Raw genomic sequence first — 13923 nt, forward strand, 5'->3', positions numbered from 1 at the left:
CTATCCGGGCAGCCGGCCCGACTCGCAGTTGTCCACCACCAGATCCTCCGCCTCGGGCCTGGCACGCAGCACCGTGACGAGTTCCGTGGTGCCGCTGTGCCACAGCTGCCCGTCGCCCAGCCGCTCGAAGCCGAGCACGCCGAGCAACTCGGGGGTCACCACGGCCCCGTTGGTCTCCACGATCACCTGGCCGGCGTCGTCGCCCGCGGCCAGCCGGGCGGCCCGCCGCAGCAACGCCTCGACGATCCGCGCCACCTGCTCGGGCGGCTCGTCCCCTGACATCGCCCCGCTCAGGTGCAGGACACGCGGCGGCAGCCCACCGTTCGCGCCACCGATGGCCAGCTCCGTGACCGGGTTCTCCACCGTGACGCTCCCGGTGTCGAGCCCACCCATCCGGTACCGGAACTGCCCGACCGCCGCGCCGTCCCGGTAGCCCTCAGCGGACGTGCCCGACGTACCGGTGGGCACCCAGACGATCGCCTGGAGACGGCCCTGGACCAGGCTCCGGTCGGAAACCAGCGGGACCTGGGGGGCGGGGGTGGACGCGGGGGCGGCGGTCTCCTTGGCGGGAGTGGCGGTTGCCTCCGTCGCCACCGTTTCCGTAGCCGCGGTCTCCGTCGCCGCCTTGGCCGTCACGGGCTTCGGCGCGGCGTCCAGGTTGGCGAGCGGGAACTGCGGCTGCTTGGGCGGCTCCGGCTGCCGGACCGGGGCCGTGTCCTGGACGCGTGCCCGGGGCTTGCCCTGGGCCTTGGCCGTCCGCGACGGGCCCGCGGCGTACGGGTCGTGGACCTGGACATCCTTGACCTGCTCGTCCCGGAAGGTCAGGGTGGCGCCACCACCGCGCACCCCGGCCGTCTCGGGCAACAGCCCGTACCGGTCGAGCAGTTGGTCGGCCAGGTCGCGCGCCTGCTGCTCGTCGCCGCCGAACTCGGTGCGACGCGCGGCCACGCGCCGTATCACCTCGTTCACCAGCCGCTGACGCGGCGGGTCGGCGATGAGCATGGGGCCGCGCACCAGACCTGCCGCCCATTCCCGGTCCGCTTCGGACGGGCCCGAAATGCCGGACGCGGTGTCCGCGTCGGACTGCGGCGTGTCGAGCACCAGGCTGTCGCTCTCGGCGGTCAGCCACATGACGTCCTGCCACTGCGCCAGCTGTGCGGGGTCGGCCTGCACCCGGCGGGAGCGGAACAGGGCGTACAAGGTGGTGCTCTTGTGCCCGGGGAGCGTTCCGTTGTCCTTGAGGTGCTTGCCGATCTGCTCCTTCACGAACCACGGGCCGGTCAGGTATCCGGCGTTCTCGTTGAGGTGACCGATGTAGTTGTCCAGTTTCTCCTTCGAACGGAGCTCGGCCAGCAGCCGCTTCATGAAGGCGGTCCCGGCGGGGGTCACGATGAACTGGTTGCCGAGCGTGCCAGCGGAGTACTTGAACCCCGCGGCCCGCACGAGCGGGGGCTGCGTGCGGTCGCTCTGCGCCTCGTCGGCCTCCCGCCGTGTCTCGGCGAAGCTGTCCCAGTCCTGCAGCTCGGGCCCGAGGAACGGCACCCCGTCCGATGACATCTCCAGGCCGTCGGCGGGCAGGACGATGGCACCGGGGGCGACGTCGACGTCCGTGTGCACGCCGCCTTCCCGCAGCAGGATCACGTACCGCGCGGCGTCCGCGGCCATCGGGAACGCCTTCTGCCCGAGCGCGAACTCGTACAGCTCACCGGCCTTGACCAGCGCCTCGTCGTCGGCGGTGCCCTGCGGGGTGAAGACGTCCTTCATCGGCTCGACGCGGGCCGCACCGGCGGCCGTCAGCTGCCCGAAGAAGTCGGCGTTGGTCTGCCGGGCGTCGTCGTCGGCCCGGAAGACCAGCTCCCACCCGGCCTCCTTCGCCTTCGCCCGCCACGCCTCGATGTTCTCCTTCGCGGAGTCACTCAGCGGCTTGCTGCCGAGCCACTGCATGTGGATCTTGCGGGCCACCGGCACGACGTCACCACGGGTGTCGCCGATGTACGCGGAGTGGGGCGTGCGCTGGACCGAGACGTCGGCACGGCGCTGCTCTTCCGCCGAGCCGTGACCGGAGTTGGACTCCTTGGCCGAGCGCTCGACGATCAGGAAGTGGTCGGCCGTCAGGCGCAGCCCGGACTCCTGCGGCTCCGCCTTGAGCTTCGCCGCGATGCTCTTCTTGAGCGCGGTGGCGGTGGCAGCGGCCCGCTTGTCTCCGGTGACCGCGGCGCGCTCGGCGGCGGAGGGGGCGAACGACAGCTTCGAACCGTTGCCCCGGCCGGTGATGTCCACCTCCGGAAGGGCGTTACCGGCACGCCAGTTGGCAAGTCCCAGGCCCACCAGCCTCTGGGCCAGCCGGTCGATCTCGTCCTCCTGCTGAGGGGTGGAGATCTCCTTCGAGCCCTGCGTGAAGGACACGCTGTGCGTTTCCCACCCGCTGCCGGAACCGCCGGCCGCGAAGGGGTCTTCCTGGGTGGTGGACTTCGGGGTGCCGAGTTTCTGGCCGCTGCCGCGCAGTCCCTGCGAGATGGGGATGTTGCGCTGTTCCAGCAGTTCGACGGCGTACGCGCTTGCGGCTCGGGTATCGCTGCCGAAGCGGGCGCGCTGCCGTGCGACGTCTTCGATCGCCTCGTGTATCGCCGCCTTCATCACCGGGTCGTCGATGACGACCTTGGCCGGCACGAGCGGGGCGGCCCAGAGCATGTCCTCATCGGTCACGGGCGTGCGGTCGATGTCCATCGCGGGACCGAAGTCCAGCTGCCCGTCGTACTCCCACTGCGCGTTCGGCTCGTCCTCGGCGGCCTGCTCGAAGCTGAAGTCCATCAGTGCGGACAGATCGGTGCCCGGAAGTTCGGACGACGCCGGTTCGGTGCTGGTCTGCGCGGCGGTGTTCGCGTCATCGGACGCCGCCTGAGGCGGTGTGGTGTGGGAAGTGGTCGGCTGCGTAGGCAGTGTGGTGAGGAAGGTGGCGAAGGGCTGGGCGACCTTCTGCATGTAGCCCGTCCACCTCTGCGGACCCTCGCCGACCGGCGCGTGGCCGCCGCTCTCCCGGGTGGTGGGGAGCGTAATGGTGCGCCTCAAGTGCCCGACGAACCGCGCCATTTCCTCGTTGGGGTTGCCCTCCAAGGGCCCGATCTCGGACAGGGCCTTGTCCCACCAGGCCCACAGGCCCTTGGCATACTGCTCACGGCCGTTCACGGTGAACTTCCGGCCGGTGCCGGCGATCCGGTCCTTGTGCAGGAAGGCGCTCACCGCCATGACCAGCGGGTGCTCCGCACCGTGAACCTCTGCCATCTTCGCCGTCAGTTCGTGGACCGTGGCGGCCCTGTCGACGGCGGGCCTGATGGGCGCCTGATGGATGGGCACGTACTGGCTGAGGTCCGGGCCCGCGGGCAACGTCGGGTGCACGACGGGTGCTTCTTCGGCGTCCGGCGCGGGGGCCGTGGCCGGGGCGAGGGCGGTCGCCCGCTCGGCGTCCTCCAGCCCCTCCAAGACGGTCAGCAGCTGGGTCCGGACTTCCGGCCGGGCGGCGCCGGCCGGTGTGGCCTCGTCGAGGTCGGCCAGGTATCCCCGGCCCTCCTCGACCTGCGCGGCCGACGGCGGCATCGTGGCGTTCCCGATCCGCTCCAGGTACTCGTCGACCACCCCAGCGGTCTGAACGGTCGCCCACAGCGCGTCGAAATCCTCCGACGACATGGGCGCCGCCGTCTCCGACTCCAGGGCGGCTCCCGAAGGGCTCTGGCTCCTGGAACGGGAAACGAGCCGGCCCCACCAGGTGTCGGATGCCCCGCTGTGCAGCTCCTGCTCCACCGGGGTGTTCCGCTGCTCCGGCAGCGCGAACGGTTCGGTGTCCGGGAGTTCGGACGATGCCGGTTCGGTGGTGGTCTGCGGGGCGGCGGCCATGGTGCTCAGCGCCTGCCTCCACGGGGTGAGCGCCGCGTCCAATGCGCGCGCCAGCTCTTCCCTCTCCGGCAGGAAGTTGGCGGCCTGCTGCCGCCTCAGTCCGGCCAGCAGGGCGATGCCCTCATCGACGGAGCCGTGCCAGCCGGCCAGGTCCTCCGTGGTGAGCATGTCGGGCGGCATCGTCGTCAGGAGCATCAGCATGGCCTCCGCCTGCGCGGTGGTGTACGCGTCATCGGACTCCGCCCGGGGCGCGTCCATGTCCACGTCCACGTCCGCAGCCACCGGTGACGCCGGGACGTTCACCTGCTCGCTGCCCGTTCGCCGCAGCTCGGGGTGGTGCTGAAGGTGCCACACGAAGGAGTTGGCCTTGTAGGACACCTCGAGAAGGGTGCGGTGACGCACCGGCCGGTTGGCGGCCGACTGGGCCGCCTGCAGAGCGCGGAGGAAATCCCCGTTCGCCGAGGGGAATTCCGTCTCGTCCAGCGGGTGCCGCCCCTGCGGTCGCAGGTATGCCTCCCACCGGAGGAAGGCCCGTGCGTGATACGTCTCCTGCTTGCTGCCCTCGGGGAACTGGCGGAGCCAGTCCTGCACGACATCGACGAGGGGGTCGTCGTTGGCGTACTCCTCCCGCAGCGTCTGCATGAGGAGGTCGACTGTCGGACGGGAGCGGGGGGCCTGCGCAGGAGGGGAGAGGAAGAGGGCGAGGGCAACAGTGGCCGGCGGCGTCGCGTCGTCCCACCTCTGCGAAGCCTGGTCGGACGAGCCGGGGATGTTGCTGCCCCGGATGTCTTCGCGTGCCGCACGCGTCAAGTGCGCGACGAACCGCGCCATCTCCTCGTCGGGGGTGCCCACCAGGTGCCCGGCCTCGGCCAGCGTGTTCTCCCACCAGGACCACAGGTCCTTGGCGTACCTCTCACGGGTTGCCTCGGCCAATGGCCGACCGGTCTCTGAGCTGACCCGGTCCTCGTCGAGGAAGTTGCTCACGGCGCTGACCAGCGGGTGCTCGGCGCCGTGGAAGGCGGACATCCTCTGTATCAGGGAACGGCCCGTGCCTGCCTGGGCCGCAGTGGTCTGTCCCTCTGCGGTTTGGCTGTTCGTTGCCCGGTCGGCCGCCGTCCGTGACGGTCCTGCGGCGTACGGGTCGTCCTCCTGGGTGGCGAAGGTGGTGGTCCTGGTGCCGGCCCGCAGGCCGGTGGTCGCGGGCAACAGGCCGTAGCGGTCCAGCAGTTGGTCGCCGAGATCGCGCGCTCGTTGCTCGTCGCTGCCCAGCTCGGTGCGCTGGGCAGCGACCCGCTGCACCACGTCACGTACCAGCCGCTGTCGCGGCGGGTCGGCGATGAGCATCGGGCCGTTCACCAGACCTGCCGCCCAGGCGAGGTCTTCTTCGGACAGGTTCTCCGGGGTGGCGTGCGTCGCGGACTGTGGGGTGTCGGTCACCAGGCTGTCGCTCTCGGCGGTCAGCCACATGACGTGCTGCCACTGCGTGAGCTGTGCGGGGTCGGCCTGCACCCTGCGGGAGGAGAACAGGCCGGCCTTGGAGACGTCCTCTTCCTGCGTGAGCCGGCCGTTGTCCCGGAGGTGCAGGGTGATCTGCTTCTTCAGATACCAGGGGCCGGTCAGCGCCCCGGCGTCGTGCTTGAGGTTTACGGCCTGGTTGGCCAGGTCCTTCGGCGAGGTGAGGTTGTCCAGGACCCGCTCCAGGAACGCCGACCCGGCGGGCGCGACGATGAACTGGTTACCCAGGTTGCCCAGGGCGTACTGGAACTGTGCACCCCGCCGCAGGGGTTGCTGCGAACGGTCGTGCGCGGCATGCGCGTCGGCCTTGGCCCGGATGTCGGCGAAGTGGTCCCAGTCCTGGAGTTCGGGCCCGAGGAACGGCACTGCGTCCTGGGACATGCGCAGGCCGTCGGGAGGCAGGACGGTGTCCCCGGGTGCCACGTCGACGTCCGTGTGGACTCCGCCCTCCTGCACCAGGATCGCGTACCGGGCGGCGTCCGCAGCCATCGGGAACGCCGCGTGCCCGAGCGCGAACTTGTACAGCTCATCGGCCTTGGCCAGCCTCTTGTGCAGCGGATCCGCGGACGCCGGGTCCTGGAGGGCGAAGACGTCCTCCATCGGTTCGACGCGGGCCGCACCGGCGGCCGTCAGCTGTCCGAAGAAGTCGGCGTTGGTCTGCCGGGCGTCGTCGTCGGCCCGGAAGACCAGCTCCCACCCGGCCTCCTTGGCCTTCGCCCGCCACGCCTCGATGTTCTCCTTGGCGGAGTCACTCAGCGGCTTGGTGCCGAGCCACTGCATGTGGATCTTGCGTGTCACCGGCACGTCGGCATCGCGGGTGTCGCCGATGTGCACGGAGTGCGGTGTGCGCTGTACCGACACGATGGCACGGCGCTGCTCCTGAGCCGAGCCGCGGCGGGCGCCGGGCTCGGACGACAACTCCTGCACGAGCGGGAAGAGGTCGGCCGTCAGGCGCGGCCCGTCGCCCTGCGGTTCCGCCTTGAGCTTCGCCGCGATGCTCTTCTTCAGCTCGTCGATGGTGGCACGGGCCCGCTTGTTCCCGGTGGCCACCGCCTGGTCGGTGCCGCTGAGCGGCATCTTGGAGCCGTTGCCCAGACCGGTGACCTCCGTCGCCGGAAGCGCCCCGCCCGCCCGCCAGTTGCGCAGGCCCTGCGTCACCAGCAGATCGGCGATGCGGTCGATCTCGTCCTGCTGCTGCGGGGTGGAGATCTCCTGCGAGCCCTGCGGGAAGGACACGCTGTGCGTTTCCCGGCCGCTGCCGGAGCCACTGGCTGTGGAGGGGCCGGCCTGGGTGGTGGTCGTGGGGGTGCCGAGCTTCTGGCCGCCGCCGGGCAGTCCCTGCGACAGGGGGATGTCGCGCTGTTCCAGCAGCTCTACGGCGTACTGGGTCGCGGCCCGGGTGTCGTCGCCGAAGTGGGCTCGCCGCCGGGCGACGTCCTCGATCACCTTGTGTATCGCGGCCTGCAGCACCGGGTTGCCGATGACGGCCTTGGCCGGCACGAGTGGGGCGGCCCAGAGCATGTCCTCATCGGTCACGGGCGTGAGGTCGACGTCCATCGCGGGGCCGAAGTCCCACTCCCACAGCGCGTTCAGCTCTTCCTCGATGGCCGGCGCGTCGCTGAAGTCCAGCAGTGCGAACGGCTCGGTGCCCAGGAGTTCGGACGATGACGGTCCGGCGGTGGCCTGCGGGGCGGAGTCCGTGGCGCTCAGTGCCTGGATCCACGGGCCGAGTGCCGCTGCCAGACTCTCTGCGAGCGCCTGCCGTTCCTCCTCCTGCGGGAAGCCGGAGGCCGGCGGCTGCGTCAGTTCGGCCAGGAGTGCCACGCCCTGATCGACGGATGCGCGCCAGTGCTCGCGCCCTTCCGGGGAGAGCCTGTCGGGTTCCATCGTCTCCAGGGGCATCAGCGTGGCATACACGTCCGAGAGCCACGCCGCCTGCGCGGCGGTGGGCGCAACACCGGACGCCACCGGGGACGTGTCCATGTCCACGTTCATGTCCGCGTCTGCGGCCGTCGGCAACGCCGGGACGCTGACCTGCTCGCCGCCCGCTCGTCGCAGCGCCGGGTGTACGTCCCTGACATACCACACAAAGGAATTGGCCCTGGAGAGCAGCTTCCGGACGGTAGCGGGCCGCAAGTTCTGGCCGGTGCGATTCGTCAACTCCTCCAGTGCGAGGCGGAAGCCTCCGCCCACGGAGGGAGGCCGCGTCTCGGCCAGCGGGTGCCTGCCCTGTGGCCGCAGATACGCCTCCCACCGGGAGAAGGCCAGCGCCGTGTACCCCTTGCTGTCCCAGCTATACGTGTGGAGCCACTCGTGCACGACGTAGAGCAGGGGGTCGTTGCCGTACTGCGCCCCCAGCCTCTGCAGGAGTTCGATGACCGCCGGATGGGGGCTGCTGTCGTAGATCTCCCAGTTTCTCGGCGCCTGCCGAACGGGGATCCCGCTGATGTCGAGCTCCACGGCGAGGAACGTGGAGAAGGCACGAGTAGCCACGGGCATCCGGCTCGTCCACTTCTGCGGACCCTCGCCGGTCGGCCTGGAGACGGCGTTGTCCTGGGTGACGGGGAGCGCCACGATGTTCGTCAAGTGCGCGACGAACCGCGTCATTTCCTCATCGGGAGTGCCTTCCAGGGGCCCGATCTCGGACAGTGCCCTGTCCCACCAGGCCCACAGCCCCTTGGCGAACCCTTCACGGGTGTGCGGGGTGAGCCGATGGCCGGTCTTGCCGATCCGGTCCTCGTCCAGGAAGGCTCTCACCGCTGTGACCAGCGGATGCTCCGCACCGTGTACCTCCGCCATCTTCGCGGCCAGGTCGGGAACCGGGCGCGCGACCGGCACCGGAACGCGGCGGGGCCGGGACCGGCGGGGGGCGCTCTGCTGCTCGGTGCCCTGACCGGGGGCTGTGGCGCCCAGTGCCTGGGTCCACGGGCCGAGTGCCGCTGCCATTCTCTCTACGAGCGCCTGCCGTTCCTCCTCCAGGAAGCCGACGGCCGGCTGCCGCGTCAGTTCGGCCAGGAACGCCGTCCCCTGATCGACGGATACGCGCCACTCCTCGTGGCTTTCTGCGGGGAGCGCGTCGGGTGCCATCGTCTCCAGGAGCGTCAGCGTGGTCTTCACCTCCGAGAGCCACCGTGTGAGCGCGGTGCGCCGCACGAAGCCATCGACATTTCCCCGCATGTTTTGGAGGGTGCGGGCACTCCGCTCCCGGCCGGCGTCCTCCTGAAGAGCGTGGAGGAAACCGTCGTCCTTGGAGGGAAGAGCCGTCTCGTCCAGCGGGTTCCTGTTCTGTGGCCGCAGATACGCCTCCCACCGGGTGAAGGCCCGTGCATGGTCCGCCTGCAGTTGGCTGCCCTCGTCGTACTGACGGAGCCAGTCCTTCACGGCATCGACGAGGGGAGCGTCGCCGTAATTTTCCCGCAGCGTCACTATGAGCTGGGTGACCGATGGACGGGCGGTGGCGAGGAGGCGGGAGAGGGCACGCGTGGCTGCCGGCATCAGAGAGGTCCACCTCTGTGAAGCCGCATCGGACGGGTCGGAGACGCTGCTGACCCGGGTGCCGGCGTGTGCCGTGCTCGTCAAGTGCTCGACGAACCGCGCCATTTCCTCATCAGGGGTGCCCTCCAGGTGCCCGATCTCGTGCCGCGCGTTCTCCCACCAGACCCACAGCCCCTTGGCGTGCGCCTCACGGGTTGCCGGAGCGAACGGCGGTCGGCCGGCTGAGGTGAGCCGGTCCCTGTCCAGGAAGTTGCCGACCGCCCTGACCAGCGGATGCTCCGTGCCGTGGAAGTCGGCCATCTCCTCCAGCAGGGAACGGTCCGTGTCGGCCCGTTCCGCAGTGGTCTGCCTCTGTGCCGCGGTTCGCCTACGCGTTGCCCGGTCGGCTGCCGCCGTGCCGGCCGGCACGGCGGCGCCACGGAGTCGCGCGAGCGCCTGGTCGAGACCACGGCTCGTCTCACTGCGGGTGCCCCGCAGGACGTGCGCGGAGGTCCGGTCCTGCCACAACTCCCGTCGCAACTGCTCGGCCGCCGCGATCCGCCGTTCCCGCGAAGCCCTTCGTACTGAACGCCCCGAGGACGGCAGCGCAGCGTGGAACGGGTCGTTGATGAAGGCGTCCAGGTTCCTGAACCACTGGGCCCACTCCTCCCGTTGGGCCGGGACATCGCTTTCGGTGTCTTCTGCGGGAAGCGTTGACGGTACCCACTGCCCGGAGGCCGTTGCCTGCTCCAGCCGTTCCAGAGCGCTCAACAGCCGTGCCTGCGTGTCCCGCAGACGCTCGCGCAGGCCGGGATCGGTCGACTCGGCATGCACCGCGTCGTCCACGTCGGCGAGCTGACGCCAGCCCTCCGCGCGCTGTTCCGGAGACGCGTCCGTGTGCTCGCCGCCGGCCCACTCCAGATATTCATCGACGGAGTCGGCGAGCTGCGTGACGCTCCTTGCCGTCCCGCTGCCGGCCGCCGTCCGTGACGGTCCTGCGGCGTACGGGGCGTCCTCCTGGGTGGCGGTGGACGGCATGCCGATGTTCCGGCGACTGCCGCCGCGCAGTCCCTGCGACAGGGGGATGTCGCGCTGTTCCAGCAGCTCGACGGCGTACTGGGTCGCGGCCCGGGTGTCGTCGCCGAAGTGGGCTCGCCGCCGTGCGACGTCCTCGATCACCTCGTGTATCGCGGTCTGGAGCGTGGGGTTGCCGATGACGGCCCTGGCGGGCACCAGCGGCGCCGCCCAGAGCATGTCCTCATCGGTCACGGGCGTGGGGTCGACGTCCATGGCGGGACCGAAGTCCAGCAGTGCGTCGAAGTCCCAGTCCCACTGCGCGTTCAGCTCGTCATCGACGGCCTGCTCTTCGCTGAAGTCCATCAGCGCGAACGGCTCGGTGCCCTGGAGTCCGGACGATGCCGGCTCGGTGACGGCCTGCGGGGCGGGGGCCGTGGTGCTCAGCGCCTGTGTCCACGGGGCGAGCGCCGCGTCCAGACGCTGTACCAGCGCCAGCCGTTCCGCTTCCGGCAGGAAGCCGACGGCCTGCGGCTGCGTCAGTTCGGCCAGGAATGCCGCACCCTGGTCGACGGTGGCGCGCCAGTGCGTCAGCTCCTCCGCGGTGAGCGCGTCGGGTGTCATCGTCTCCAGGACCAGCAGTGTGGTTTCCGCCTGCGTGAGCCATTCCGTCTGTGCGGGCGCGTACGCGTGGTCGGACGCCGCCGGGGACATGCCCAGGCCCGTGTCCGTTTCCGCGGCCACGGGTGATGCCGCGACGCTGACCTGCGTACCGGCTGCTCCCCGCAGTTCGGGGTGCGTCTCAAGGAACCGGACGAAGGCATTGATTTCGCTGCGTATGGTGCGGAGAGTGCCGTATTTCAGCTCCCGGCCGGCGGCCGAAGCGGCCTCCTGCAGCGCGTGGCGGAAGCCCTCGTCCTCGGATGCGAGAACTGTCTCGTCCAGCGGGTGCCTGTTCTGCGACCGCAGGTACGCCTCCCACCGGGAGAAGGCCCGTGCACGTTTGCCCTGCCTCGGGTTGCCCTCTTCGTACTCACGCAGCCAGTCCCGCACGGCGTCGATGAGGGGGTCGTCCTCGCCGTACACCGTGTGCAACGTCGCCATGAGCAGAGTGACCGTGGGCCGCTGGCGCGTGCCGGTCGACTCGTCTCCCCTTGCCTGTACAGGGGTTGACTGCTGCTCGGTGCTCTCCGCCGGGGCGAGGAATCGCGAGAAGGTACGGGTGGTGCTCGGCATCCGGCCGGCCCATGCCCCGGGAGCCTCGTTGGCCGAGCCGGGGACGATGCTGACCCGGGTGCCGGCCTGTGCCGTGCTCGTCAAGTGCTCGACGAACCGCGCCATTTCCTCTTCGGGGGTGCCCTCCAGGTGCCCGATCTCGTGCCGCGCGTTCTGCCACCAGGCCCACAGTCCCTTGGCGTGCCCTTCACGGGTTGTCAGGCCGGGCGGTCGGCCCGTAGCGGAGACCCGGTCTCTGTCCAGGAAGGCGCTGACCGCCGTGACCAATGGGTGTTCCGCGCCGTGGAAGGCCGCCATCGCTTCCGTCAGCGAATGGACCGTGGTGGCCCGGTCGACCTGCGGCAGACGGGGCGCCGGGCGGATGGGCAGGTACTGGCTGGGGCCCACCTCCATGGACAGCGTCGGGTGGATGGCAGAGGCGGCCTGCTGCCCGGTGACCGGAGCGGAGGCCGTAGCCGCCGTCCGGACGGGTGCCTGGGGCGGGGCGAGGGCGATCACCCGCGCCCGCACCGTGTTCAGCCGTCGGGTCATCTCCGTCCTGACCTCCGGCGGCAGGTGGCGCCCGGCCTCCTCTTCCCACAGGTCACGCCGCAGGCGGCGCAGGTTCCACGGCAGGCGTCCCTGGGACTGGGCCACGCTGCCGGCGTCGGTTGCCGCTTCCACCTGGGAGACGAAGGTGTTCCACCGCTGGACCCAGCTGTTCCACGCGTCTGTTCCGGCGTCCCGCGACGGGATCGTGGACCGGATGTGTGGCGCCGCGGTGTCGGCGTCCTCCAGCCCCTCCAGGGTGGTCAGCAGCCGGGACAGGAGTTCCGGCCGGGCGGCGCCGACCTGGACGGCCTTGTCAAGGTCGGCCAGGTGCCCCCAGCCCGCTTCGATCTGTGTGTCCGACGGCGAAGTTGCAGCGTTCCCGAACCGCCCCAGATATTCCTCGACCGCGGTGATGGTCTGGTCGGCCGCCAGCAGCGCGTCGAACTCCAAGGCCGACATGGGCTCCGACGTTTCCTGGACGTCTTCCTGGGCGTACTCCTGGATCGCGCTGCTCAACTCCGCATTGCCGACGCCCGTGCGGCGCGGGGCGGACGAGAACGTCTGTGCAGCTGCGGACCGTTGCTGAACAGCGAGCTGTTCTTCCAGGTCAGGGATGCGCTGGTCGATCAGCCCGACCAGGTTGGACAACTCCTCCTTCATGGCCGCCGGGGTCTTGCCCAGGGCCTTGAGGTCCTGGGGCAGCGCGTCGAGCCGCGCGGACAGTGCCACGGTCCGTTCGCGTGCCCATGCCGCCAGGTCCCGGGTGCGCCGCAACTGCACCGGGCCCGGCTTCTGGGAGGCCGCGGTCTCCTCGTCCGTCAGGGCGAAGGCCGGCTCGTCCAGGTCCGGCACCAGATTCCTGTCCAGCGCGTCCCACCGTTGGACGAACTTGTGCCATGCCAGCGAGTTGCGGATCTCTTCGGCCGACCCGGACAGCAGGTCCGACAAGCCCCTGAAGTCGCTCCGATACTTCTGGTACTCCGGGTGTTCGGCCTTCAGGCTCCAGATGTCCTGCTCCGCCGCACCCTGCGGTGCGGTGACCTGCTCCACGGCACCGGTCGGGGGCATGGTCCGCACGGTGACCACGGGCGGAAGCTGCTCCGTGGCTTGTGAACTGCTGCTCTCGGCGACCGGGGTGAACAGCTTCCACTCGCCGGGTTTGCCGGTCTTCGGGTCGATGCGAAGGCCGAAGGCGAAGTTCTGGCCGTGCGCGAGGGGCTGATCGGGCATCCGGACCACCGTGGTGGCTGCCCACACGTCCACGCCGGTCTCGTTCGCGACCTGCTGTGCGACCACCCGGCCGTGGGCGTCCGCGGTACCCGCATCGCACGCGAGCAGGATGATCTGGGCGTGTCCTCCGGCGCTCTCCTTCAGCGCCACGAGGCTCGGACGGCGAGCCAGCGTCTTGCCCAGCACGCTGCCCGTCGCCTTGTGATTGGACTCGGCTCCGTTCTCCCGCAGCCACAGCTCGACGTTGCCGGGCAGCCCGTGTGCCATGGCTACATACGTGGGACGCTCCAGGTCCCAGGGCACCTCCTCCAGCTTCTCGAATCCGGAGCGGTCCCCGGCGACGTAGTGCGCGAAGTACGGCATTTTCAGGCGAAGGCCCGTGTACACGCCCTCCACGGCCTTGGCGTCCTTGCTGCTCAGGAAGGCCCGCCCGACGCGGCGACGTTGGTTGTCGTCGGCGGAGACGAGGGGGAGGTGCGCCAGGTCGCCCAAGCGGGCGGTCCGGGCCTGCTGCCTCTGCGTCGCAAGCGTCGGCAGCGGCAGTTCCTCATCGAAGAAGGGGTCGGCGGAGGTCGGCGCACGGCGGATGGTGATGTCCACCCGACGTCCGTCCTCGGGGGTGCTGGTGCGGCGGTCGGACTGCCGCGACGGTACCTGGGAGATGTCGAAATCCCCGGGCGTCAGACGGGAGACAGGGATTTTTTCCTTGTACTCCTGCGCGTAGTACGCGTCGAGCTTCTGCTCCAACCGCTGCCGCAGCACATGCTGGGCCGAGAAGGCCCGCAGATCGCCGGTCTGCTTCGCTTGCGCCGCGGAGTCTACGAACGGCCGCTTGGATCCGTTGCCGAATCCGGTCAACTCGACCTCGGGGAGCGGCCGGTCGGCACGCCGGTCCTCCAGAGCCCACTCGACGAGCCGCTCGGCCACCTGGTCGATCACGTCCCGCTGTTCGGACGTCTCGATCTCCTTCGCACGCTCGGCGAAGTGCACGACGTGCGTTTCCTCGTGGGCGGACGTATCCGACTCCGGGGA

The 13923-nt window shown here is 70.3% G+C and carries 1 protein-coding gene (running past one end of the window); it reads right to left on the minus strand.

Annotated features, from left to right (window positions below):
• Positions 1-13923, minus strand: partial view of a protein-glutamine glutaminase family protein gene (locus ACIBK8_RS24460; RefSeq protein ID WP_399043981.1) — the end only. It continues 28356 nt past the right edge of the window; 13923 of the gene's 42279 nt are visible here — the last part of the coding sequence; the start codon falls outside the window, past its right edge — the gene reads right to left on this strand; its stop codon occupies positions 1-3.

It is taken from the genome of Streptomyces sp. NPDC050161, assembly GCF_044460025.1.
Classification (GTDB): Bacteria; Actinomycetota; Actinomycetes; order Streptomycetales; family Streptomycetaceae; genus Streptomyces.